The organism is Kribbella sp. NPDC104218 (genome assembly GCF_055584105.1).
In genome coordinates this window covers 107,902-132,711 of sequence record NZ_JBVJMQ010000005.1, presented here as the reverse complement: position 1 = coordinate 132,711, position 24,810 = coordinate 107,902, and the positions used below count along the sequence as shown (strand labels likewise).

Genomic DNA, 24,810 nt, shown 5'->3' with positions numbered 1-24,810 from the left:
ATGACTGCGGAAGCCTTTCGGGCCCGGCACCACTCCGGGCCCGCACTGGTCCTGCCGAACGCCTGGGATCCGGTCAGCGCCAAGCTCATCGCTGCGAGCGGTGCGCCGGCAGTAGCCACCAGCAGCGGCGCAATGGCCCGCGTGCTCGGGTACGACGACGGCGAGCTGACTCCGGCCGCGGAAATGCTGACCGCCGTCGGCCGGGTCGTCCGGGCAGTCGACGTACCGGTGACTGCGGACATGGAGGCCGGCTACGGCCTGGCGGCCAAGGAGTTCGCCGAGCGACTGTTGGAGACCGGCGCGGTCGGCTGCAACCTGGAGGACTCCGGGAGCGGCGGCCTGACCGACCCTGCTCAGTTCGCCGACTACCTGGCCGAGGTACGTGCGGCCGCCGGTGCGGATCTGGTCATCAACGCCAGAGTCGACGTCTTCCTGTTCCAAGGGACCGTGGCCGATGCGGTCGCACGCGGCCGGGACTACCGCCGCGCCGGGGCGGACTGCGTCTACCCGATCTTCGCCCCGATCGGCGTCCTGCCAGAGCTGGTCGCGGAGATCGGTGGGCCGATCAACGCCCACGCCGCACCGGCTGGGCCGACACCGGCTGAGCTGATCGCCGCAGGTGCCCGTCGGGTGTCCTACGGGACGAGCGTGCACAGCCACCTGATGGAGAGCCTGCAGGGCCTGCTGCCGACCCTGCGTTGAAACGACGGTGGGCCGTTGCAGCGGCCCACCGTTTCAGTCCAGCAACCCCAGCCGTTGCGCAGCTGCACCGGCCGCGAACCGCGTCGGCGCACTGACGAACTCCATGATCGCTGCGATGTGTCGGCGGACCGTACGGACGCTGAGCTGGAGGTGACGCGCGATGGCGTCGTCCTTGAGCCCGTGGACGAGCAGCCGCAGCACCTCGCGCTCTGTGCCGCTCAGGCCCTTTGTCTCGTTCTGGATGACTGGTGTGGCCGTCTCCCAGAGCTGGTCGTAGTACTGCGTCAGCGCAGCGACCATTGCGGCCGAACGCACCAGCACCGCACCGGTGCTGCCACCGCCCGCAAGCCCGATCAGCGCGAAGTGGTCGTCCACGATCACCAGGCGCGTCGGCAGCTCGCGCGTCGTCCGGACGTCGACTCCGGCGTCGAGAGCGGTCTGCGCACCACGGTCCGCCAGGTACTCCGGCGTACAGAGCTCACGGAACTTCATGGTGTCGCACCGGCCGTTGATCGGCGCCGGAAGCACCGGCTCCGGGCCTTCGCCGGTGACAATCGAGCGGTAGGTGCACTGGACGGTCTGAATGGACGTCGTCCAGCGTGCAGTCAGCTCGTCGGGGTCGGTGATGACCTGGGCGAGCACCGACGGCACGTGATCCGACCGGCGGTCGTGCAACTGCTGCTGGTGCATCTCTGCCGCGGCGACGTACCCCTGCAGGAGCCGGCCGTGCTGTTTGGTGAGCTCGTGATGGACCTGGGTCAGCAGGCCGGTCACAGCGATCAGCGGATCGACGGCCCGGATGACCGGAGTGTTCCGGCCGGGCTGCACATAGGCGAGCTGCCGGTTCAGCAGCTCCTGGTCGGTCGGGTCGCCCAGGTGCGTCACCCGGGCGCCGGTGTACGTCAGCTCGAGGTAGGCCTCGGCGACGTCGACCGGCAGTAGTTCGCGGACGAGTTTCTCGTGTTCGGACAGATTCTGCGGCTGCCGGCCGAAGCCGGCGGAGACATTGGCAACCACGCGACATCCCCCACCAAGATCGGCCACCCGGGCGGTGGCGGTCGATGTCGCGAAGTTACCATCGGTGACCCCTGCTCAGGTAGCTATCTTTCGTAAGCTGCCGGTGTCATCTCACTCACTTGTGGTCTTCTTAACAGCCCAGAGTGCGTAGACCAGCGCCCAGTCCTGGTCGTTGGCGAGCGGGTCGGCGACGTGGGCGGGCTGGCCGTTCACGCAACTCGGGTAGACGAATGCACAGGTCGCCGAGCCGTCCGGTGCGAAGTTGACCAGGTTCGCCCGCAGGACGGCGTCCGCGGCGGCGTCCAGCCAGGCCGCCTGGTCTTTGCTGACCAGCTCGCGCGGCCAGGCGGCGTACACGGCGGCGCTGAGGATGGACCAGTAGTGCGGGAAGACATCACCCCAGAGCCGGAGGCGGCCGAACCAGTAGCCGTCCCAGTGCCGGATGGGCACGTGCCGGAGGCGTACGTCCGGCTGGTCGGCTGCGAAGGCGGTCAGCCATGGCAGCCGCCGGGTGAGCTCGGACGCGTCGATTTGGTCCGGTGCGACGCGGTGGGCCCAGACCAGCAGCTCCAGCAGCGGTGCAACCATCGATTGCTCGTAGTTGACCTCATGGGGTGGCAACGCGTCGCCGTACTCGACAAAGGTGCGTGCGTGCCGGACGAGGTGCTCGTGCAGTCCTAGCTCGGCCAGCAGCGGACCGAGGTCGAAGGCGAGGAAGTGGTCGCCGCCAAGCTCGTAGTACCGGTTGAGCACTCGAGTGGCGCCTTCGCGGTCCCCTTGGCTGAGGAGGAAGCGGGCGAACCAAGGGAAGTTGTAGAGCCGCACGTGGCCGCGGTTGTCGCTGTCTTCCTGGACTGTGCCATCAGCGTCCACCAGATACTCACGGACGAACCGCTCGTACCCGGCCAACGCCTCGTCGAGCTCACTGCGGTCGCCCCACCCCTGGTCGCGGACCTCTTGGAGCAGGAGGGCCATGCCGACGCGCTCCCGGCCGTCCGACCAGTCACGCCAGGTGCCGGAGACGACGGTGAGCCCGCTGTCGACGTCGTACGGGACGAATGCGTACCGGCGACTGTCCGACAGCTCTGGTCGGCGCTGACGGTCGAGGATGAACCGCACTCGGCGTTCCGCGATGACCTGTAGTGGCTCATGGAAGAGCAGCGCGATCCGCGCGCGGCCGTCGGGCGTCTCGACGTACTTCAAGCCCGGACTGTCCGCGGTAACCGGCTCGTGGCCGCGGAGCTCGATCGTCTCGCCCACCTCAGCCGCCAGCCGGTCGGCGTCGAGTAGCGGCTGCCGGTCGGCGTGGAAGGCCGGCAGATCGGCGTACCAACCGAGCTGCCACGTCCAGCGGTACGACGCACCCGGTGCGAGCGTGATGACCGGCTGTCCGCCCATGGCGTGCGGAGCCCGGGCGTGGTCGGTGACGTGCAGGTAGATGTGGCCACGGATGTTGCTGCTGGTGCTCGCGTCGCGCGACTCGACGGAGTACGCCCAGAGCGCACCCTCCTTGAGCTGCAGCCCCAGACCGGGCCCACCACCGGACATAGGCACCGCCCAGACCCAGGCGTCCGCTCCCCCGGTCCAGACGTGCGCATGAACCGCACCGGTGAGGCTCTCCTGGCTGGACCGGTAGATGTCCCGGTACGGCGTACTGACCGCGAGCGAGCCGATCTCGACCGGCTCGGTGACGGTGTTGCGGAGTTCGTACGTCTCTGTCCAGTGCTCGCCGAAGCGGCGGCCGACGCGGAGCTCCAGTTCACCCAGCTGGTAGAGGAGGTCGATCCCGGTCTGTCGCCAGCGCACCAGCGCCGGAGTGCCGATCCGGTGGCTGCCGTGGTCGGAGACCACGAACCCCTTGCCCCAGGCGTGCTGTTCGCCGTCCAGGAGCACCTGGCGACCGTCGGGGTGCGTCACCCCGGCTACGGTGCCGTCCTCGGCGACCTGGACCGTTCCGGGACCGAATCCGAAATTCTCCACAATTGCCAACCTAACGATGTCGAGGACCGTCCGGCGGCTCCGTCTCACTGCTGACAGCACCTCAACGGAAGGAACCGACATGACCCCCGAACTGATCGCCGAGATCCTCGCCAAGCCCTACGCGCAGCAGCTCCTCAACGGCCCCGAGCCGGCCCGCTTCGCCTACAACGGGCTGGACGGCGACCCGCGGGTGATCCCGATCGGCTTCTGGGTGCACGGTGACCAGCTGCAGATCGCGACCCTGCCGAAGTCCGCCAAGGTCGCCGCGCTGAAGAAGAACCCGAAGGTCGCGCTGACGATCGACAAGGGCTCGTTCCCGCCCAAGGTGCTGCTGATCCGCGGCACGGCCGAGCTGGAGCTGGTCCAGAGCATCCCGGCGGGTTACCTGCACGCCGGCCACAAGGTGATGACCGACGAGCAGTACCCGGACTGGGAGGCCGGTGTGAAAGCGCTCTACACCGAGATGGTCGTCATCACCGTCACGCCCACCTGGGTCAAGCTCCTCGACTTCGAGACCACGCTGCCCAAGTCCGTCGAGGACGTCATCCGGGCCAAGAGCGCCTAGAGCTTGTTGGCCCGCCGAATGACATCGACCATGTCGGACATCATTCCGGTCAGGTCGTAGTCCTTCGGCGTGTAGACGGCGGCTACTCCGGATGCGAGCAGCGCTCTGGCATCGGCGTCCGGGACGATGCCGCCGACGACCACCGGGACGTCCTCGTGGCCGGCCTCACGCAGGCCGGCCACGACGGCCGGGACCAGCTCCATGTGCGAGCCGGACAGGATCGACAGCCCGACACAGTGCACGTCCTCGGCGGCCGCAGCCGCAACGATCTGCTCCGGTGTCAGCCGGATGCCCTGGTAGATCACCTCGAAACCGACATCACGAGCCCGGACGGCGACCTGCTCGGCGCCGTTCGAGTGACCGTCCAGACCGGGCTTGCCGACCAGGAACCGCAGCCGTCCACCCAGCTCGGTGGACGTGCTCGCCACCTTCTCGCGCACCGCGGCAATCGCCTCACCACCGGCCGACACCCCAACCGAGCCGGACACTCCGGTCGGAGCGCGGTACTCGCCGAACATCTCCCGCAGCACACCGGCCCACTCACCAGTGGTGACCCCCGCACGCACGCACTCCAGCGTCGCGGGCATCAGGTTCTCGCTGCCCTTCGCAGTCTCGCGCAGCTTCACCAGAGCGGTTTCCACCGCTTCGGCGTCCCGCTGCGTTCGCCAATCCCGCAGCGAGGCCAGAGCTGCCTGCTCCGCGGCCGGATCAACCGTCTGGATCGCAGTGTCCAGATCAGCGGTCAGCGGCGACGGCTCGGTGTTCTCGAACTTGTTGACGCCGACGACGACCTGCTCACCGGACTCGATCCGCTGCCAGCGTTCGGCATGCGACGCCACCAGAGCCTGCTTCAGATAGCCACTCTCGACCGCAGCGACCGCACCGCCCATCGCCTGCACCCGATCGATCTCCTCGCGGGCGCCCTCGACCAGCTCGGCAACCTTCGCCTCGACGACATGGGAGCCGTCGAAGATGTCGGCGTACTCGAGCAGGTCCGACTCGTAGGCGAGCACCTGCTGCATCCGCAGCGACCACTGCTGATCCCAGGGCCGCGGCAGACCGAGGGCCTCGTTCCACGCGGGCAGCTGGACCGCACGGGCCCGAGCGTTCTTCGACAGCGTCACACCGAGCATTTCCAGCACGATGCGCTGCACGTTGTTCTCCGGCTGCGCCTCGGTCAGGCCGAGCGAGTTGACCTGGACGCCGTACCGCAGCCGGCGCGCCTTCGCGTCGGTGACGCCGTACCGTTCCAGCGTCAGCTCGTCCCACAGCTGGACGAAGGCGCGCATCTTGCACATCTCCTCGATGAACCGGACACCCGAGTTCACGAAGAAGGAGATGCGCTGGACGACGTCGCCGAACCGCTCCGGCGGCACCTGTCCCCCGTCGCGCACCCGGTCCAGTACTGCGATCGCCGTCGACAGCGCGAACGCCAGCTCCTGGACCGGCGTCGCCCCGGCCTCCTGCAGGTGGTAGCTGCAGATGTTGATCGGGTTCCACTTGGGGACGTTGGCGACCGTGTAGGCGATCAGGTCGGTCGTCAGCCGCAGCGAGGCGTCCGGCGGGAACGCGTACGTCCCGCGGGACAGGTACTCCTTGACGATGTCGTTCTGCGTCGTACCGGTCAGCTCCGAGGGCAGAGCGCCCTGCTCCTGCGCGGCGACCTGGTAGAGCGCCAGCAGCCACATGGCCGGCGCGTTGATCGTCATCGAGGTGTTCATCTGCGCGAGCGGGATCTGGTCGAACAGCGCGCGTACGTCACCCAGATGCGCCACCGGCACCCCGACCTTGCCCACCTCGCCCTTGGCCAGCGGGTGGTCCGCGTCGTACCCGGTCTGCGTCGGCAGGTCGAACGCGACCGACAGCCCGGTCTGGCCCTTGGCCAGGTTCCGCCGGAACAGCGCATTCGACTCAGCCGCCGACGAATGCCCCGCATACGTCCGCATCACCCACGGCCGATCCCGCTCAAGGCTCGCCATGTACTCGAGAGTAGGACTGTGTGCCCTTGTGAGTCGCCCCCTCGTGACTCGTGTCACGAGGGGGCTGCGTCACATCAGGCGCTGATCGGCAGCGGCGTCCGTTCGACGTGCAGGATGCGATGCAGGCGGGTGACCGCCAGGATCCGCACCACGGATGGCAGTGGGTGCCACAGGACGAGCTGCCGGCCGAGCAGCTGCGTCCGGCGGTGGGTCGCCACCAGGAGACCCAGACCGGTCGCGTCGACCGCGTCCACGGCCTCGAGGTCGACGATCACGTCGCCCTCGGAGGTGTCGATCAGATGGTTGAGTGTCTGCCGGACGTCGCCCACAGTGCGCACGTCCAGGATGCCGGTCAGCTGTACGACGTTGTCATGGGTCGGTGCGTGCATGTCCGTGCCCTCCGCTCTTTCGGCGGCCCCCGAGTCCTCGGCCGCTGTTGCAGCGTGTGTTGGTAAAGACTCCCCGGGGACACGGATGGTTGCCAAGGGGTCAGGACATTTTGTTTCAGTACCGGTGGAGAATGGATGTGTGTTCGCCGAGCGGTACTTCCTGTTCCCGGTCGTGGCCATCGCACTGGCGGTGGTCATGGTGCTGCTGTGCCGCTGGGCGTTCTCCAAGGCCAAGGGCGGCTCGCTGGTCCGCCGGATCGAGGACGGCCCGGCCCGGCGGGACTCGTTCGGCCTGCTGATCGACGTCCGCACCGAGCGCAGCCACAACGAGGCGCGGATCGCGGTGTCCAAGCTGAAGGACTTCGGGATCAAGGCGACCACCGCCCGGACCAGGGACGGCTGGACGGTCTACGTCTGGCCGAAGGACGAACAGGCCGCCCGTGGCCTGCTGGACACCCGCTGAGCCCGTTCCTGGCAATTTCCTGACCGTTCGCTGTCCTCCGAACGGCGTCCTCGCGCGTCTACCCGCCGCCGGCCCGGGCGCCGGGCAGGTGTGATCGGGGTCACGAGAAGGGTCTTGGGGACATCGGGCAAGAACAGGGCGAGCCGCTTGGCGGCGACCCAGCAGACACGAGGAGTGCGATGACGCCCGACGTGGCCCTGGCGGCCATAGTCTTCCCCGGGCGGGTCTCCGCCGCACCGGTGGAGACCTCGGACGAGGACAGCCGCGCCCTGGAGGCGTCGGTCCGGGAGCCGGACCGGTTCACGCAGATCTTCGACACCTACTTCGGCCAGGTGCACGCGTACGTCGCCCGCCGGCTCGGCAGCGACATCGCCGACGACCTGGCCGCGGAGACGTTTCTGATCGCGTTCCGGCAGCGGGAGCGGTTCAACAGCCGCAACGGCGTCGTCCGGGCCTGGCTGTACGGCATCGCGACCAACCTGATCCGGCGGCACCGCCGCAACGAGGTGCGAGCCTGGCGGGCCACGGCGAAGCTGCCGCTGCCAGAACCGACTACTGGGCACGAAGAGCGCGTCGCCGCCCAGGTGACCGCGCAGGGCGTCAGCCGGGAGCTGGCTGCCGCACTGGCCAAAGTCTCCACCAAGGACCGTGAGGTGCTGCTACTGGTAGCTCTCGGCCAGCTCACGTACGACGAGGTCGCAGCCGCGCTCGGAATCGCCTACGGGACAGTCTGCTCGCGACTGTCCCGGGCCCGGCGCGTCATCCGCGAGTCCCTCGGCCACACCGATCCGACAGCAGGTGACTCCTGATGAACGAGCTCGAGTCCATTCGCAACGCCTACCCGGAGCAGGACGGTCCGACGCCCGAGGCGTCCGCCGCGGCCCGGCGGAAGCTGCAGACTCTGATCAGCGAGGAGCAGAACCGCAGCCGGTCGACGCTGGCGCGGATCGGCTGGATCGGTACTGCCGTCACCGGAGCCACGGCTGTCGTCACCGTCGTGGCCCTCGGCGTGCCGCTACTGAACGGCGACACCAGCGGGGACGTCGGTGTCGCACCGGCGACTCTGACGCCGCCGAAGCTGGCCAGCGCCAGTGAGGCGCTGCTCGCGGCCGCTGTGCAGCAGGAGAAGGACGAGAAGGTCTCCGGCAAGTACTTCCGGGTCCGCATGCTGCACGTCGACGCCGGGACCCGCGTCGGGAACCCGAGGTACTCGCTGAAGCGGCAGTCGATCACCGAGCGCTGGATGCCGATGGAGCCAGGGGCGAAGTCCTGGTTCGGCTGGACCGAGCTCGGCTACCGGCCGGCGACACCTGCCGACGAGGCCAAGTGGCGTGCGCAGGGCTCCCCGAAGTCCTGGGAGCAGAGCGAGCTGGCCAATCCGATCACCTACGAGCCCACTCGGCCCGTAGTCAACGAGATGTCCTTCCAGGACGTGCCTACGGGCTACTACGTGACCGGCAGCAAGCCGCTCACAGCCCAGCAGATCGCTGCACTGCCGACCGACCCGGTCAAGCTGCGCGCGCTGCTGGCCCGCGGCGCCGACCCGAGCAACCAGGCGCTGTTGCACCACGAGTTGTACTCCTCGGCCGGGCGGCTGCTGTTCGAGGCGCCGTCCCCGCCGAAGCTGCGTGGTGCCCTCCTCCGGGTACTCTCGACGATTCCCGGCGTGACGATCGAGCAGAACGTCAAGGACCCGCTCGGACGCGTCGGCACCAAGATCTCGCTCAAGCTCGACTACGGGCGGGTCAAGCCCGGGGCGCAGCCGACGCTGTACAGCGACGGCCGCATCGACTACATCATCGACCCCGTCCACGGCCGTCTGCTCGCCTCGCTGAACCAAGGCATCAAGGTCGACGGCGCGGACATCGTGCTCGAGTCCGGCTGGACGAACGAGCGGCCGAAGCCGCCCTCGACCAGCATCCGCTGACGCACTTCTGATTCCGGTACCGGCCGTCTGGCCGGTACCGCGCTTCACCCTGCCCGGAAACGCCCTTCCCCGAGAGGTGACCTCTTGCCCAGATTCCGCCCACACAAGGCCGTTGCCGCGGCGACAGCTGTCGCTCTGGTCGGCCTCGCCGCCGCCGTCCCGCCCGCTGTCGGCGCCGGCGCCCCCGGTACGACGGCGTCCGCGTCGAGCGACCTGTCGTCGCTGACCTTCACCCTGGTCACCGGCGACAAGGTGATCGCCCGGCGGACCGCTACCGGCGTCGTACCGGTCGACGTCCGTCCCGGCACCGGCCGCGGACCGATGGCGTTCCACAAGCTGTCGCTCAAGACGCAGCAGTTGGTCGTCCCGCTGGACGCCATGCCACTCGTGCACGCCGGTGTGATCGACTCTCGGCTGTTCGACATTGCACTGCTCGACAAGCTCGGTCTGGACGACAAGTCCGCGCCGCAGCTACCGCTGCTGGTCCAGTACGCAGCCAACGGCACGGCCCGCGCAGTCCGGTCCGCGCTGCCGGAGGGCACCGAGGTCAAGCGCGAACTGCCGAGCATCGACGCGGTCGCCATCGGTCAAGACCGCAAGCAGGCCGGCGACCTGTGGTGGAACTGGCTGAACAGCACCCAGGCGAAGCGCCGCACCGGTCTGGCCGGCACTGTGCAGAAGCTCTGGCTGGACGGCGGCGCCACACCGCTCCTCGACCGCAGCGTCCCGCAGATCGGCGCACCGACCGCCTGGAAGGCCGGTCTGACCGGCAAGGGCGTCAAGGTCGCTGTCCTCGACACCGGCTGGGATCCGACGCACCCCGATCTCAAGGACCGCGTGGTGGCGACCAAGGGCTTCGTCGCGGACGACGAATCGCCGGTCGACAAGGCCGGTCACGGTACGCACGTCGCCTCGACGGTCGCCGGCACCGGCGCCGCCTCGGCCGGCAAGTACCGCGGCGTCGCACCGGAGGCGGACCTGATGATCGGCCGCGTCTGTGGCCTTCGCAACTGCGAGACCTCCGCGATGATCGCCGGGATGGAGTGGGCCGCGAAGTCCGGCGCCCGGGTGATCAACATGAGTATCGGCGCCGGTCCGACCGACGGCACCGACATCCTGTCCCAGACGGTCAACGAGCTGACCGCTAGTACCGGTGCGCTGTTCGTCATCTCGGCGGGCAACTTCGGCGTGGACACCACGGTGTCGACACCGGCCGCGGCGGACGCCGCCCTGGCGGTCGCGTCGGTGACGAAGTCCGACACCCGCAGCGACTTCTCCAGTCAGGGCCCGCGGTTCGGGGACCTCACGGTCAAGCCGGACATCACGGCGCCCGGCAGCCGCATCGTCGCCGCTCGGGCCGCGAACACCCCGCTGGACCCGTTCGCGATCAACGACTCGTACGCCGACCTCTCGGGGACGTCGATGTCGTCGCCGCACGTCGCCGGTGCGGCTGCGCTGGTGGCGCAGGCGCACCCGGACTGGAAGGCGCCGCAGCTGAAGTCCGCGTTGATGGGCTCTTCGCTGTACCTGCGCGACCAGGGCATCTACAGCCAAGGCGCCGGCCGGGTGGACGTCGCCAGCGCGCTGAAGCAGCCGGTGCTGGCCATTCCGAGCAATCTGAGCCTGGGGCTGCAGAAAGCACCGCACGACGACGACAAGCCGGTCACCAAGCCGGTGACGTACTTCAACCACAGCTCCCAACCGGTTCGGCTGTCGCTGCGGCTCGATGGCGCCAAGTTGTTCCGGCTGAGCACGACGTCCCTTCTGGTGCCGGCCAACGGCAGTGCGACCGTCGACGTCACTGCTGACACCTCTGGTCCGGAGGCCGAAGGCGCGCACGCCGCCTGGCTCGTTGCCACCGGCAACGGGTCGACCGTCCGCACCACGATCGGAGTGGGTAAAGAGGTCACCACCCACGAGTACACGCTGAACATGCTGGACCGGACCGGCGCACCGGCCCGCAACGACGAGCAGCACCTCTCCGGCGCCTATCTGGTCGATCCCGACCGCATGGTCTGGCACTTCGTCCCGGCCGGCGAGAAGGTCGAGCTGCCGGCCGGCCGCTACATCGTTGACGGTCTCGCGGCGAAGTTCAACGACAACGGCTACGGCTATCAGGAAGGCACCTACTACTCCGAGCCGGACCTGGTCCTCGACAAGGGCGGACCGATCACTCTCGACGGCCGCGCCGCCCGCGGGATCGCTCTGAAGGCTCCGGTCACCGACGCGACGACAGCGTCGACAGGAGTCGGCATAGCGCGCCAGATCGACGACTGGTCGTACACCGGCGGTGTCGGACTCATCAACGGCGGCAACGCGAACTACGTGCCCAAGCTGTACGTCGTCCCGCGCAAGACCGGTACCGGCAAGGGGTTCACCATGTACGCCCACGCCGTCTGGGTGGGCATGCCCGATGGGCCGGACCCGAGCGGGGAGCTCTTCCTGGACAGCCCGTACTTCTACCACGACTCCGCCATCTGGCCGGGCGGCAACGTCCCCGCTGCACCGTCGCTGGTCACTGCTCCGGCCGACTACGCGCACGTGGACGCGTCGTACGCCGGAGAGCCGGGATACCGCGCCAACAACTACAGCTACCCGACGCTGCCGCAGCAGAACGGCGACGGCACCTGGGTGCCGGCGTTCATCTTCACACCCTCGGTCGGGATGACGCTGCCGTTCCGGCGCAACGAGTACTACACCGCGAAGAACGTGCTGTGGGGCGCTTCGAACGAGGTCTACCGGTACAGCGAGGAGGCGGGCTTCGACTACCTGACCGTGCTGGACTCCCCCGCGCGGTCGTACCCCGCTGGGCGGACGACCAAGGAAAACTGGCAGCGCGGGGTCTTCGGACCGAGCCTGGCCGACTCCCGGATCGGAAACCCCGGCCGAAAGGCTCGGCCGTGGTCGGCGCGGGACGGCGACAGCCTGAGCATCTACGTGCCGTCGTTCGCCGACGGTCACCCGGACCGGCTCGGCGACACCGGTCTGGCATCGGAACGGACGACGCTGGCCCGCGACGGGCGGGAGATCGGTGCGACCGATTCACCATCAGTACAGACGTTCGCCGTCCCGCCGGATGCGGCGACGTACGAGCTGACGAAGGTGACCAAGCGGGCCGCCGACTGGACCAGGTTGTCGCCGGAGATCGCCTCGAAGTGGACCTTCCGCTCGCAGCGCACGCCGGACGGCGTGAACACCGCACTGCCACTGCTGAACGTCCGCTACACACCAGAGCTCGACGACCGGAACTATGCGCCGCAGGGCCGGTTCCAGTTCCCGGTCACCGTGCAGACGGCGTTCCTGGCACCCAAGCGGCCGATCGTCGCGCTGGAGCTGTCCGCATCGTTCGACGACGGCAAGACCTGGCAGCAGGTGTCAGTACGCCGAACCGGCACCGCAACCTGGACGGCGGCGCTGGACCACTCGGCTGCCGGTTACGTCACGCTGCGGGCGCAGGCCCGGGATGCGGCCGGTAACAAGGTCGACCAGACCATCAAGCGGGCCTACGAAGTGAAGTAATCCCAGGAGCACCTGGCGGCTCGCGGTTGAGGGGCTTCGAGCCGCCAGGCCTTGGGAAATCCACAGCAGTGACTAATGTCGGTGTATGGCGACTCTGCTCGAGCTGGACCTGACCCGTGGTGTGATCGAGACGCCGCCGGCCTCGCCGGTGGCTGCCTTCCGTGCGCGGCATCTGCCGACACTGCGGGAGCTGGTCGCCGCGCTGCGCAAGGCCGCGCGCGACGAGTCGGTGGCCGGTGTCGTGGCGCATGTGGGCGGCCCCGCGCTGTCGCTCTCCCAGGTGCAGGACCTGCGGGACGCCGTGGCCGACTTCCGCACCTCAGGAAAGCCCGCGATCGCGTGGACGGAGTCGTTCGGCGAGACCGGTAGCGGCACGGTCCCCTACTACTTGGCCACCGCCTTCGACGAGATCTGGGTGCAGCCCTCCGGCGAGCTGGGCATCACCGGCGTCGCCGTCCAGGCCGTGTTCCTGCGAGGGGCCCTCGACAAGGCCGGAGTGATTCCGCAGTTCGGCAAGCGGCGTGAGTACAAGACCGCCGCGGACACCTTCACCGAGAAGGAGATGACCGGTCCGGCACGCGAGATGGCGGCCCGGCTGGCCGAGTCGGCGTACGAGCAGATTGCCGACGGCATCGCCGTCCGTCGCAAGCTGAGTCCGGAGCGGGTGCGTGAGCTGGTGGACAGCGCACCGCTGCCCGCCCAGGCGGCGCTGGACGCCGGGCTGGTCGATCGGCTCGGCTACCGGTCCGACGTGTACGACGAGCTGGCGAAGAGGCTCGGCGAGACCGAGCGACTGCTGGCCGAGCGCTACGTACGCCGCGGCCCGCGCACGTTCGCCGAGTTCCAGCGCCGCCTCCCCTGGCTGGAGAAGCCGGTGGTCGCCGTGGTGCGGGTCTCCGGCGGGATCACCGTCGGCCGTAACTCGGCCAGTCCGCTCGGTGGGCCGGGCTCAGGCTCGGACACGGTCGGTGCGGCGCTGCGCGCGGTTGCGGACCAGGAGAAGGTCAAGGCCGTCGTACTGCGGATCGACAGCCCAGGCGGCTCGTACGTCGCGTCGGATGCCATCCGCAACGAGGTGCTGCGGCTGCGGGCCACTGGCCGGCCGGTCATCGCCTCCATGGGCAGCGTCGCCGCCTCCGGTGGGTACTTCGTCGCGATGCCGGCCGACGTGATCGTGGCGCAGCCGGGCACCATCACCGGGTCCATCGGCGTCCTGACCGGGAAGGGCGTCGTCCGGGACGCGCTGGCGCGGATCGGCATCTCGCAGCAGGCAGTCTCCGAGGGCGCGAACGCCCGGATGTTCTCCGCGCAGGAGGAGTTCACCGACGAGCAGTGGTCCCGCCTCGAGGAGACGCTCGACCGCATCTACCAGGACTTCGTCGCCAAGGCCGCCCAGGACCGCGGCCTACCCGAGGAGGAGCTGGAGCGGCTCGCTCGCGGCCGGGTCTGGACCGGAGCGGACGCTCACGAACGCAAGCTGGTCGACGAGCTCGGCGGCTTCCAGCACGCGCTGACGCTCGCCTGCGACCGCGCCGGGCTGGACCGGGACGACATTCGAGTCGCTACCGTCCCGCACCGCAACCTGCTTGACCAGCTGCGCCCACCGACCACTACTGACGATCTGGCGGTCACGACGCAGCCGCTCACGCTGGACGGCCTGACCAGCGGCCTCTACAGCGCGCTGGGCCTCCCGCCGGCCGGTCTGCTCCGCATGCCGCTCAACTGGCAGCTGGGATAGTCAGGAGGTCCGCTCGCCGCCGGGCACCCAGAGGACGTCGCCACCCGACGACAGGTTGGCGACCCGGCCCAGGATGAAGAGCAGGTCCGACAGCCGGTTCAGATAGGTGATGGCGAGCAGGTTGACCGAGGGGCCGTGCGCCTCGACCGCCTCCCACGCTGTGCGCTCGGAACGGCGTACGACCGTCCGGGCGACATTCAGGTAGGCCGCGCCGACCGTGCCACCCGGGAGGATGAACGAGCGCAGTTTGGACAGGCGGCCGTTGTACTCGTCGCACCAGCCTTCGAGCCGGTCGATGTACTCCTGCGTGATCCGCAGCGGCGGGTACTCCGGGTTCGGCGTGATCGGGTTGCAGAGGTCCGCGCCGACGTCGAACAGGTCGTTCTGGATCCTGGTCAGCAGCACCACCAGCGCGCTGTTCAGGTGGCCGGCCGCGATCGCGACCCCGATCGCCGAGTTGGCTTCGTCGACATCGCCGTACGCCGCCAGCCGCGGGTCCGTCTTCGAAGTCGTCGAGTTGTCGCCCAGGCGGGTCTCGCCAGCGTCACCGGTGCGGGTGTAGATCCGCGTCAAGTTCACAGCCATGGCAGGGACTCTACGCAAAGGTGACTACGTCTAAACGCTACAGTCGACCAGTGGAACGGTTTCGGATCGCAGGTGAGGCACGGCTCGAGGGAGCCGTGGAGGTGGCTGGGGCGAAGAACAGCGTGCTCAAGCTGATGGCGGCGGCGCTGCTGGCCGAAGGGACGACGACGCTGCGGCAGGTGCCCGGCATCCTCGACGTCACCTTCATGGCCCAACTGCTGGACACCCTGGGCTGTTCGGTGAGCGTCGAGGCGGACGCCGGGCTGGCCACGATCGCCGTCCCGGGTGAGATCGGCTACCAGTGCGACTACGACCTGGTGCGCAAGCTGCGCGCGTCCATCTCGGTGCTGGGCCCGCTGCTGGGCCGCTGCGGCCGCGCTGAGGTCGCACTGCCCGGCGGGGACAACATCGGCTCCCGCGGGCTGAACATGCACGTCGCCGGGCTGGAGGCGATGGGCGCGAAGGTGCACATCGAGCACGGCTTCGTGATCGCCGAGGCCCCGCAGGGGCTGCACGGCGCCGAGGTCTGGCTGGACTTCCCGAGTGTCGGCGCGACCGAGACGATCATGATGGCGGCCGTGCTGGCCCGCGGTACGACCGTGATCGAGAACGCGGCCCGCGAGCCGGAGATCCAGGACATCGCGATCATGCTGGTCGAGATGGGCGCGCAGATCGAGGGCGCCGGCTCGCCGCGGATCGAGATCACCGGGGTCAGCGGGCTGCTGAAGCCGGTCGACCACGTCGTCGTCCCGGACCGGATCGTCAGCGGCAGCTGGGCCTTCGCCGCGGCGATCACCCGCGGCGACGTCACGATCACGAACGGTCACGCCGAGCACCTCGAGTTGCCGCTGGACAAGCTGCACAAGGCCGGCGCCGAGATCGAGGTCCTGAACCCGGGGTTCCGGGTCCGGATGAACGACCGGCCGAAACCCGTCGACGTCGTGACGCTGCCCTACCCGGGGTTCGCGACCGACCTGCAGGCCTTCGTGATCGCGCTGAACGCGATCAGCGACGGCGCCGCGATGGTGACCGAGAACCTCTTCGAGGGCCGGTTCACGTTCGCGCAGGAGCTGACCCGGCTGGGCGCGCAGATCCAGACCGACGGCCACCACGCCGTCGTCCGCGGCGTCCCGCGGCTGTCCGGCGCCCCGGTGGTCGCCTCCGACATCCGCGCCGGCGCAGCGCTCGTCCTGGCCGGCCTGGCCGCCGAGGGCGAGACCCTGGTCTCGGCCGCCCATCACGTGCACCGCGGCTACACCGACTTCGCCGGGAACCTGCGCCGCCTCGGCGCCGACGTCACCGTCGAGCCGGACGACTCGGACGTGTACTGGAACTGAGCCGAGCCGCTACCGCCAGGCCTTGAGGAGCGTCGTCACGTGCAGGCGCAACGCCTTCGGCGGTAGCGGCGACGGACTGGTCAGGACAGCGGAAACAACCGGCCCGATCAACTGGGCGGTGGCGAGCGCGGTATCCGGCATCTCCGGCGCGGCCGGCCGAACGCGCTCGAGGACGTCGCCGGCGCTGGCGCCCAGCAGATCCGCCTGCCGAACGAGGCCGAGCACGGCGGGATCGTGCTGGGCCTCGCCGATCAGCGCCCGATAGCTCAGCCCCGCCGGCGAGGTCGTGAGGAAGGCGGTCAAGGCCGTCAGGTAGGCGACCAGATCACTCGCGGGATCGGATCGGGGCGGCGTACCGAGCTCCTGCCGGCCGTCGATGACACTTGCCTCGAGCAGGATCTCGGCCTTCGTCGACCACCAGCGATACACCGTCTGCCGGCCGACCCCGGCCCGCTCCGCGATGCCCTTGATCGTCATGGCGCCGTACCCGATCTCGACCAGCAGGTCGTCGACCGCGTTGAGCACCGCGCGGCGCGCCTCCTCGCTGCGCGGGCGTCCTGGTGACCGGTTCATCGGAGCACCATACCGAGACATCGTGTCTTGGATCTGTTAATCTTCGTTTCCGAGGCACAATGCCTCGTAAATTGGAGGCATCCGCATGTGCCGAGCCTGCGGCTCGATCGACCACCAGCCCGAACCTGCCCGGCCGCCGCGCTTCGCCGCGCTCCGGAACCGGGACGCGCGGCCGTACCTGTTCGGGACCGGCCTGGCGATGATGGGCGACAACATCGAGCACGTCATCACGTACTGGGTGCTCTGGCGGGAGTTCCATTCGCCTGCGCTGGCCGGATTCCAGGTGATCAGCCACTGGCTGCCGTTCCTGCTGTTCTCCGTGCTGTCCGGATCGCTGGCAGACCGGTACGACTGCCGGCGCGTCATCCAGTCCGCGCAGGCGCTGTTCATGGTCGTGTCCCTGTGCTGGGGCCTGCTCTTCCTGACCGACTCGCTCCAGGTCTGGCACGCATGTGTCCTGCTCGTTCTGCACGGCTGCGCCGGCGCACTGTGGGGTCCCGCCGAACAACTGATGCTGCACGACTTCGTCGGCCGCGACGACCTGCCCAGCGCCGTCCGCCTGAACGCGACCTTCCGCAGCCTGGGCGTGCTGTGCGGCCCGGTCGTCGGCTCGGCGCTGCTGCTCCTGCTCGGCCCGACCGGCGGCATCTTCGCGAACATCGCCATCTACCTGCCGCTGACGATCCTGCTCTTCCGCACCCGCTTCACCGGCCACGTCCGCGAAGGGGCCGGCGCCCGGCCCCGCGTCGGGCCGCTCGCCGCGCTGCGTGCGGCCCGCGGGCTGACGATCAGCCCGACCATCGGGAGCATGATCATCCTGGCAGGCCTGGGCTCGTTCTTCGTCGGCGCCTCGATCCAGACCGCGATGCCGCAGTTCGCCGAATCCCTCGGGTCCGGCTCCACCGGCCTGACATACGGCGCCCTGCTGTTCGCGGCCGGATTCGGCGGAGTGGTCGGCGGCCTGGTCATCGAAGCCACCGGCCGGCTGCGCCCGACCGTGCGAACCGCGGTCGTCGCGACGGCGTGCTACGGCCTGAGCATCGTCGTCTTCGCCCTGACCGGCTACTACATCCTCGCCCTGATCGCCTTGATGATCAGCGGCGTCGCGAACTTCGTCTCCATGTCCGTCTCCCAAACCGTCGTCCAGCTCGAGGCTCCCGCTGCCGACCGCGGCCGCATCATCGGCCTCTACAACACCTCCTCCGGCGGCCTCCGCATCGGCAGCGGCTTCACCGTCGGCCTGGCCGGCACCGCCATCGGCATCACCTGGTCCCTGGCCCTCAGCGCAGCAGTCCTAGCCATCGCCGCCCTCGGCACCGGCGCCTACGCATTCTTCAAACGCCCCGCCACCCCGAACGGCGTTGCGGGTTAGGGTCGTGCCATGAGTGAGCGCGTGGTCAAGCCCGTCGGCCGTGGTTTCCTGTTCCTGGACTCGCATCCGGCGGGGTGCGCCCAGATCGTCCGCGACCTGGCCGCCGCCGTGGTGCCGCCGATCGTCGAGCCCTGCGTGCCGGAGGAGCCGCAGATCGCGCTGGTGATCGGCTCCAGCTCGGGCTACGGGCTGGCGATGACGATCGCCGGGCTGACGGCGTTCGACGTCACCGGCGTCGGGGTCTCCTTCGAGAAACCGGCCAACGCCCGGCGGACGGCGTCCGCCGGCTGGTACCGGACGGCGGAGACCGCGAAGCTGGCTCAGGAGCGGCGCTCGCGCTTCACCTTCGTCAACGCGGACGCCTTCGCGGACACCACCAAGGACGAGGTGCTCGACCTGATCGCCGAGAAGTTCGGCAAGATCGACCACCTGATCTACAGCGTCGCGGCCCCGCGGCGTACCGATCCACGCACCGGCGAGACCTACCAGTCCGCGCTGAAGACGATCGGCGAGCCCTACACGACCAAATCCCTGGCGTACGACGGAGCCGAGCCGCAGCTGACCGAGGTCACGGTCGACCCGGCCACCGACGACGACCTCGCCCAGACCGTCAAGGTGATGGGCGGCGAGGACTGGGCCCGCTGGGTCGCCGCGCTGCAGGAGCGCGACCTGATCAACGAGTACTTCAACACCGTCGCGCTCACCTACATCGGCTCCGACATCACCGGCCCGATCTACCGCCAAGGCTCCATCGGCGCGGCCAAGGCCGACCTCGAGCAGACCGCGCTCCACCTCAGCAAACAAGGCATCCGCGCCTACACCTCGGTCAACGGCGCCGCCGTCACCCAGGCCTCCTCCGCCATCCCCGGCATCGGCCTCTACACCAGCCTCCTGCACAAAACCCTCGGCGACGCCATGCAGACCCCCATCCAGCAGTCGGTCAACCTCTGGAGCCAACTCACCGGAACACCCACGGACCTCGACGACGAAGGCCGCATCCGCCTCGACCGCTGGGAGCTCACCCCCGAAACCCAGGCCGCCGTCCACCAGGCCTGGCACTCAGCCACCCAAGACAACCTCGCCACCGTCGCCGACACCGACTGGTTCTACACCGAAGTCCGCCGCCTCTACGGTTTCGACGTCCCCGGCGTCAACTACGAAGCCCCAGTAGAAGTAGACGTCGACTGGCCCACCAACTAGCCGAGTAGCTGCTCAAGAGAGCGGTTGATCCAGCTGGTGGTTCGGTCGAGGTTGGCGGCGAAGGTTGGGTTGAGTTGGGCCTGGCCGGTGTACCAGAGGCCGAAGGCTACGAAGCGGGTGGCGAGGAAGTCTTCGAGGTGGTTGAGGTGGGCGACCGGGCCGTAGGCGGTGAGGAGGGCGGCTCGGTAGGCGGAGTAGTTGGGGTGGTCGAGGTATTCCCAGAGGGGGACGGCCAGGTCGTAGAGGTGATAGCCGAAGCCGCAGTCGTCGAAGTCGATCAGGCGGACGGCGGGGCCGTCGAAGAGGGCGTTCTCCAGGTGGAGGTCGGCGTGGATGAGGCTGAAGACATCGGAGTCGGTGCCTAGTTTCGCCATCATGGACCGCATGCGGCCGGCGACTTCGTCGAACTGCTTGCGGACCGGGGGCGGGAGGAGGTCCCAGCAGTCGGCGGCGGAGAGGCCGCCGTACTCCATGGTGTTGCCGAAGTAGGTTTCCCAGTCCCAGCGCATGCGCACGAAGCCGGGTGGGAGGGCCCAGTTGGCTGCCTGATCGTGCAGGGTGGCGAGCACGGTTCCCAAGCGGTGGAAGTGGATCGGGCGTGGGTTGGTCGCCTGCATGCGACCGGGCTGCCAGCCGAGCAGGGAGCAGACCAGGCCGTCGGCGACCGCGGTCCATTGCCCGCCGTGGGTTCGGATCGGGGTCGGGACGCTCAGGTCGGTGCCGGCTCGGAGCGCGGCCAGCCAGTCGAGTTCCGAGCCGACGGCCAGGCGGGAGTCGACGTCCGGACCGTGCCGATTCGGCCGATGCACCCGGAGCAGGAAGCGACCGCCGGCGGAGTCGACGCGGAACGTCGTGTTCTCGCCGTGGGTGATGAAGGTCAGTCGCGGATCGTCGATCGCGTACGCCGCCAGGGCGCGGATCGCGCTCCGGCGGATCCGCGCGACGTGGGCGCGTTTCGAGACGAGTTCGGCCATCCGTCGAGCGTAAACACGCCGTCCGGATGCCGCTACGGACTTTAGAGCGGTTTGAAGGAGAGCATTTCGAGGACGAGTTCGCCGGCCTCGTCGGAGGCTGCCAGGTCGACGGACGCCGTGATTCGCCAGTCGTGGTTGCCGTCGGGGTCGTCGATGATCTGCTGGACCTCCCAGTAGCCGGGGAGCTCCTCGACGAGGAACAGCGCTGGGCCCCGCGCGGCCGGGCCCGTGTTGAGGGTCTCGTGTTCGGCGTAGTACGCCGTGCCGGCCTCGGCCCAGCGGCCGGCGTCCCAGCCTGCGTCGGTGTCGAGCTGGCCGAGCTCGGCCCAGCGGTGCCGGGCGACCAGCTCGACCCGGCGGAAGACGGCGTTGCGGACCAGTACGCGGAAGGCGCGTGAGTTGAGTGTGATGCGGCGCGGGCCGACCGGCGTGACCTCGACCTCCTCGGTGACCGGGTTGGTCAGCTCCTCCCACTCGTCGAGCAGGCTGGAGTCGGTCTGCCGGACGACCTCGCCGAGCCACTCGATCAGGTCGGTGAGATCGTCGTTCACCTTGTCCGGCGGGACGGTCTGCCGCAGCGCCTTGTAGGCGTCGCTGAGGTAGCGCAGGACGATACCCTCCGAGCGCGAGAGCCCGTAGTACTGGATGTACTCGCCGAATGTCATCGCCCGCTCGAACATGTCCCGGACGACGGCCTTCGGCGACAGCCCGGCCTCGGCGATCCACGGATGCGTCTGCCGGTACATCTCCAAAGTTGCCTCGAGCAACTCTTCGAGCGGTTTCGGCCAGCTGATCTCGTCGAGCAGCTCCATCCGCTCCTCGTACTCGATCCCGTCGGCCTTCATCGAGCTGACCGCTTCACCCTTGGCGTGGTGCAGCTGCGCCATCAGGATCGCGCGCGGGTCCTCCAGCGTGGCCTCGACGACCGAGACGACGTCGAGCGCGTAGAGCGGGTCCTCGGGGTCGAGCAGATCGAGCGCGGCGAGCGCGAACGTCGACAGCGGCTGGTTGAGGCTGAAGTCCTTCTGCAGGTCGACGGTCAGGCGCAGCGACCGGCCGAACTCGTCGGGCTCCGGCAGCCGCTCGACCACGCCCGCGGTCAGCAGCGTGCGGTAGATCTGGATCGCGCGCCGGATCAGCCGGCGCTGCGCCTTCGTGTCCTCGTGGTTGTCCTGCAGCAGGTGCCGCATGCTGTTGAAGGCGTCGCCGTCGCGGGCGATCACGTTCAGCAGCATCGCGTGGTTGACCCGCATCCGCGACTGCAGCGGCTCCGGCTCGGCGGCGACGAGTCGCTCGAAGGTCTCCTCACCCCAGGTGACGAACCCCTCCGGCGGCTTCTTGCGCTGCACCCGCCGCTGCTTCTTCGGGTCGTCGCCGGCCTTGGCGAGCAGTTTGACGTTCTCCACCACGTGGTCCGGCGCCTGGACGACGACCGTCCCGGAGGTGTCGTACCCGGCGCGACCCGCGCGGCCCGCGATCTGGTGGAACTCACGCGCCTTCAGGATCCGCTGCCGGCGGCCGTCGTACTTGCTCAGCGCGGTCAGCAGCACCGTCCGGATCGGGACGTTGATGCCGACGCCGAGGGTGTCCGTCCCGCAGATGACCTTCAGCAGACCGGCCTGCGCGAGCTGCTCGACCAGCCGCCGGTACTTCGGCAGCATGCCGGCGTGATGGACGCCGATACCGTGCATGATGAGCCGCTGCAGCGTCCGGCCGAACCCGGAGCTGAACCGGAAATGCCCGATCAGCTCCTTGATCTTGTCCTTCTCCTCCTTCGTGCAGACGTTGATGCTGGTCAACGCCTGCGCGCGCTCCAGAGCCGACGCCTGGGTGAAGTGGACGACGTACACCGGCGCCTGGTGCGTGACCAGCAGCTCGGTCAGCGTCTCGTGCAGCGGCGTGGTGACGTACTTGTAGATGAGCGGCACCGGGCGCTCGCCCGACGAGATGATTGCCGTCGGCTGGCCCGTCCGCCGGGACAGGTCGATCTTGAACCGCTCGACGTCGCCGAGCGTCGCCGACATCAGGATGAACTGCGTGTCCGGCAGCTCGAGCAGCGGCACCTGCCAGGCCCAGCCGCGGTCCGGCTCGGAGTAGAAGTGGAACTCGTCCATCACGACCTGGCCGACGTCGGCCGCGCTGCCCTCGCGGAGCGCGACATTCGCCAGCACCTCCGCCGTACAGCAGATGATCGGCGCGCCCGCGTTCACCGAGGCGTCACCGGTCAGCATGCCGACCTTCTCCGCGCCGAACACGTCGCACAGCGCGAAGAACTTCTCCGACACCAGGGCCTTGATCGGCGCCGTGTAGAACGTCCGCTTCCCATTCGCGAGCGCGGCGAAGTGCGACCCGGTGGCGACCAGGCTCTTCCCGGAGCCGGTCGGCGTCGACAGGATCACGTTCGACCCCGTCATCACCTCGATCAGCGCCTCCTCCTGCGCCGGGTACAACGTGATCCCCTGCTCCCCCACCCAAGTGGCGAACGCGTCGTACAACGCGTCGGGCTCAGTGGTCCCCGGCAACTTCTCGGTCAGCGTCATCACCCCCATTGTCCCAGCACCACAATCCGCGCCCGCCGCCCACCCACCACAACCTCGCCCACCTCCCGAACCCGCATCCCCACCACCTGCTCAGGCATCGCCAACGCCACCACCACCCCCTCCGCCCGCAGCGCATCCCGCCAGCCGTCGAAGTACGGCTGCAACTCCCCAACCCCAAGCCGCACATTCCACGGCGGGTTACTCAGAACCCGATCCCACCTCCCCTCCACCCGCGCAGCATCCCCCCGGAGCCACGCGGTGTGAGTCAGGTGTGCGGTAACCGCATTAGCCCGGGACGCCGCGATCGCCTTCGGATCCCGGTCCACACCGACGTACTCCGCAGCAGGCTCGGCCCGACACGCCTCTAGGAGGAGGGTGCCTGCACCGCAGAACGGGTCCAGTACGCGCATGCCGGGTCGGATGCCGGCCAGCCGAGCCATAGCGGCGGCCACTGGCGGGTGCAGGCTTCCGATGACGGTCTGCTGTCGCCAGGGGCGTCGGTGCAGCGGAACGGCGTACGGACGCTCGGCTACCCACATCGCCTTCCCGTCCAGCACAACCCGCCAATCCACACGCGCACTCGGCGGCCGACCCCCATCCCGCCGCGAGCAGTACCCCGGGCCCAGTCGGGCTCCCACCAGATCCTCGATGTCGAACCGGCTGAAGTTCCGCCGCCCGTCGAACGACGCGGACACCGCGAACACGCCGTCCGTCCCAACGGCCAGCTCTGAGACCGCATCCCGCAACCCGGCCTTAGTCCGTCCCGGGTCGTCCACCACCGCTCGGACGACGAACAGGTCGTCAGCCAGCCGCGGCGGCGTTCGAACCACCTCGGCAGCGCCGTCGACGATCAGCTGCCGTCTGGACACCTCGACCACTCGATGCCCGGCGGCTGCGAGCTCCTCCGCCGCCATCCACTCCAGACCCGACACAGTGCGTACCAGCACCAAGGGCATGCGAAATCTCCCGGTGAGCAATCGGGAGCGGCCAAGTGGTCACTCCCGCATCGCCGACCACGGGCTGGTGCCTCGGGTCCGGCCGGCGGCTCGTCAGGCGGCCGGGAAGAAGAACGCGTACATGCCCGGCATGATCACATGTGCGGTACGACGTCCCCTAGCGGTTTTCGGCGAACAGGGCGCTGATCAGGTCGGCCGGGTCGCGCGAGGTGGGCCAGTCGCTGACTTGGCCGTCGCCCAGCTCGACCACGCGCCAGGCGCCGTCGGAGCGGCGGACGAGGTCGACGGTGACGAACGGAAGGGCGAGGTCAGCCACCAGGGGTTCGATCTCGACCAGGTCGAGGCCCTCCGGCAGGGCGTTGGGGGTGTCGGGGTGCGGGGTGACCAGCGCGCAGCGGCCGCCGATCCACCAGGTGCGGGCCTCGGCGCCGGTGAACTTCTCGAAGCGCCGCAGTACGAACCCACCCGTGAAGGACTCCTCGCGGAGCTCCAGGAAGCGCCGGGCGACCCGCTCCACGCCAGCGGCGTCCGCAGTGTCCGGGATGTACGCCGCCTCGTCCCAGTAGTGCTTCATCGACTTCACGTAGTCCCGCAGCACAGCCGGCCCCGGCAGCTCGCCCGCGGCCGCCACCAGCTTGCTGACGTCGTCCCCCTCGGTCCACACCGTCTCCGGCGTCACCGCGCGCAACGCGTCGTACCAAGTCGGCAACTCGTGCGCCGCCCGATAACTCTCGGCCCCGGTCCGCAACACCACCCCACGACCGGCCAGCGCACCCGCCAACCCGTCGTACTCCGCCGCCGACATCATCCACCCGCGATACACCGCGTCCCCGGACGCGGGCACCCCGCCAACCGCCTCCCCCGGTCGGCCGGCCGCATCGTGATCGATCCGCGCCACCGGCACGCCGATGCCCCGCGCGGCAGCACCCTGCGCGGCGAAATGCGGATCGACCCGACGCGGGTTCAACGGATCGGCAGGCACCAGGAGCATGCC

At 69.1% G+C, this 24,810-nt stretch carries 20 protein-coding genes; 10 read left to right on the top strand and 10 right to left on the bottom strand.

Going from position 1 to position 24,810, the window contains the following annotated elements; genetic code table 11:
* Window positions 1-702, top strand: coding sequence for an isocitrate lyase/PEP mutase family protein (locus ACZ6ZD_RS34030; protein ID WP_465678398.1), 702 nt, complete (start codon window positions 1-3; stop codon window positions 700-702).
* 33 nt (window positions 703-735) lie between these two features.
* Here the strand turns inward: ACZ6ZD_RS34030 and ACZ6ZD_RS34025 are convergent, their stop codons facing one another.
* Both ACZ6ZD_RS34025 and ACZ6ZD_RS34020 read right to left on the bottom strand, forming a co-directional pair.
* Complete coding sequence (locus tag ACZ6ZD_RS34025; RefSeq protein ID WP_465678396.1) at window positions 736-1,719, bottom strand: helix-turn-helix transcriptional regulator; 984 nt, start codon at window positions 1,717-1,719, stop codon at window positions 736-738.
* Between the two features lie 111 nt (window positions 1,720-1,830).
* Window positions 1,831-3,699, bottom strand: a complete 1,869-nt coding sequence (locus tag ACZ6ZD_RS34020) for a hypothetical protein (RefSeq protein ID WP_465678394.1) — start codon at window positions 3,697-3,699, stop codon at window positions 1,831-1,833.
* A 79-nt stretch (window positions 3,700-3,778) separates the two neighbouring features.
* Between ACZ6ZD_RS34020 and ACZ6ZD_RS34015 the strand changes: the two genes are divergently transcribed.
* Complete coding sequence (locus tag ACZ6ZD_RS34015) at window positions 3,779-4,264, top strand: pyridoxamine 5'-phosphate oxidase family protein (protein ID WP_465678392.1); 486 nt, start codon at window positions 3,779-3,781, stop codon at window positions 4,262-4,264.
* Here the strand turns inward: ACZ6ZD_RS34015 and ACZ6ZD_RS34010 are convergent.
* Both ACZ6ZD_RS34010 and ACZ6ZD_RS34005 read right to left on the bottom strand, forming a co-directional pair.
* A complete protein-coding gene (locus ACZ6ZD_RS34010) occupies window positions 4,261-6,243 on the bottom strand; it encodes a protein meaA (RefSeq protein ID WP_465678390.1) in 1,983 nt (660 codons plus the stop codon). The two genes, ACZ6ZD_RS34015 and ACZ6ZD_RS34010, sit on opposite strands and share 4 nt — an antisense overlap.
* Before the next feature lie 74 nt (window positions 6,244-6,317).
* Window positions 6,318-6,632, bottom strand: coding sequence for an STAS domain-containing protein (locus ACZ6ZD_RS34005; protein WP_465678388.1), 315 nt, complete (start codon window positions 6,630-6,632; stop codon window positions 6,318-6,320).
* Between the two features lie 139 nt (window positions 6,633-6,771).
* Here ACZ6ZD_RS34005 and ACZ6ZD_RS34000 point away from each other — a divergent pair, with 139 nt between their 5' ends.
* The 5 genes from ACZ6ZD_RS34000 (at window position 6,772) to sppA (ending at window position 14,279) form a co-directional block, all read left to right on the top strand.
* Window positions 6,772-7,095, top strand: a complete 324-nt coding sequence (locus ACZ6ZD_RS34000) for a hypothetical protein (RefSeq protein ID WP_465678386.1) — start codon at window positions 6,772-6,774, stop codon at window positions 7,093-7,095.
* Between the two features lie 179 nt (window positions 7,096-7,274).
* Entirely contained in the window at window positions 7,275-7,904 is a 630-nt protein-coding gene (locus tag ACZ6ZD_RS33995; protein WP_465678384.1) for an RNA polymerase sigma factor, read from the top strand.
* Complete coding sequence (locus tag ACZ6ZD_RS33990; RefSeq protein ID WP_465678382.1) at window positions 7,904-9,022, top strand: CU044_5270 family protein; 1,119 nt, start codon at window positions 7,904-7,906, stop codon at window positions 9,020-9,022. Before ACZ6ZD_RS33995 ends, ACZ6ZD_RS33990 begins: the two co-directional genes overlap by 1 nt.
* 84 nt (window positions 9,023-9,106) lie before the next feature.
* The gene (locus ACZ6ZD_RS33985; protein WP_465678380.1) at window positions 9,107-12,541 is read left to right on the top strand and encodes a S8 family peptidase; all 3,435 of its coding nucleotides are present in this window, start codon (window positions 9,107-9,109) and stop codon (window positions 12,539-12,541) included.
* A gap of 85 nt (window positions 12,542-12,626) precedes the next feature.
* A complete protein-coding gene (sppA, locus tag ACZ6ZD_RS33980; RefSeq protein WP_465678378.1) occupies window positions 12,627-14,279 on the top strand; it encodes a signal peptide peptidase SppA in 1,653 nt (550 codons plus the stop codon).
* Here sppA and ACZ6ZD_RS33975 read toward each other — a convergent pair whose 3' ends face one another.
* Window positions 14,280-14,864, bottom strand: coding sequence for a cob(I)yrinic acid a,c-diamide adenosyltransferase (locus ACZ6ZD_RS33975; RefSeq protein ID WP_465678376.1), 585 nt, complete (start codon window positions 14,862-14,864; stop codon window positions 14,280-14,282).
* Window positions 14,865-14,914: 50 nt separating this feature from the next.
* Here ACZ6ZD_RS33975 and murA point away from each other — a divergent pair, with 50 nt between their 5' ends.
* Complete coding sequence (gene murA, locus ACZ6ZD_RS33970) at window positions 14,915-16,201, top strand: UDP-N-acetylglucosamine 1-carboxyvinyltransferase (RefSeq protein ID WP_465678374.1); 1,287 nt, start codon at window positions 14,915-14,917, stop codon at window positions 16,199-16,201.
* A gap of 9 nt (window positions 16,202-16,210) precedes the next feature.
* Here murA and ACZ6ZD_RS33965 read toward each other — a convergent pair whose 3' ends face one another.
* Window positions 16,211-16,774: a TetR/AcrR family transcriptional regulator gene (locus tag ACZ6ZD_RS33965; RefSeq protein WP_465678373.1), complete on the bottom strand. Its 564-nt coding sequence runs from the start codon at window positions 16,772-16,774 to the stop codon at window positions 16,211-16,213.
* Between the two features lie 85 nt (window positions 16,775-16,859).
* On the opposite strand from ACZ6ZD_RS33965, the gene ACZ6ZD_RS33960 reads away from it, so the two are divergent.
* Complete coding sequence (locus tag ACZ6ZD_RS33960; protein WP_465678371.1) at window positions 16,860-18,146, top strand: MFS transporter; 1,287 nt, start codon at window positions 16,860-16,862, stop codon at window positions 18,144-18,146.
* Between the two features lie 9 nt (window positions 18,147-18,155).
* Window positions 18,156-19,346, top strand: coding sequence for an enoyl-[acyl-carrier-protein] reductase FabV (gene fabV / locus ACZ6ZD_RS33955; protein WP_465678369.1), 1,191 nt, complete (start codon window positions 18,156-18,158; stop codon window positions 19,344-19,346).
* Here the strand turns inward: fabV and ACZ6ZD_RS33950 are convergent.
* The 4 genes from ACZ6ZD_RS33950 to ACZ6ZD_RS33935 form a co-directional block, all read right to left on the bottom strand.
* The gene (locus ACZ6ZD_RS33950; RefSeq protein WP_465678368.1) at window positions 19,343-20,320 is read right to left on the bottom strand and encodes a phosphotransferase enzyme family protein; all 978 of its coding nucleotides are present in this window, start codon (window positions 20,318-20,320) and stop codon (window positions 19,343-19,345) included. The genes fabV and ACZ6ZD_RS33950 overlap by 4 nt on opposite strands.
* Window positions 20,321-20,361: 41 nt before the next feature.
* Window positions 20,362-22,860, bottom strand: a complete 2,499-nt coding sequence (locus ACZ6ZD_RS33945) for a DEAD/DEAH box helicase (RefSeq protein ID WP_465678366.1) — start codon at window positions 22,858-22,860, stop codon at window positions 20,362-20,364.
* Window positions 22,860-23,816, bottom strand: coding sequence for a methyltransferase domain-containing protein (locus ACZ6ZD_RS33940; RefSeq protein ID WP_465678364.1), 957 nt, complete (start codon window positions 23,814-23,816; stop codon window positions 22,860-22,862). The genes ACZ6ZD_RS33945 and ACZ6ZD_RS33940 overlap by 1 nt, the downstream gene beginning before the upstream one ends.
* A 157-nt stretch (window positions 23,817-23,973) precedes the next feature.
* Window positions 23,974-24,807: an ATP-grasp domain-containing protein gene (locus tag ACZ6ZD_RS33935; RefSeq protein WP_465678362.1), complete on the bottom strand. Its 834-nt coding sequence runs from the start codon at window positions 24,805-24,807 to the stop codon at window positions 23,974-23,976.
* Between the last annotated feature and the right edge of the window lie 3 nt (window positions 24,808-24,810).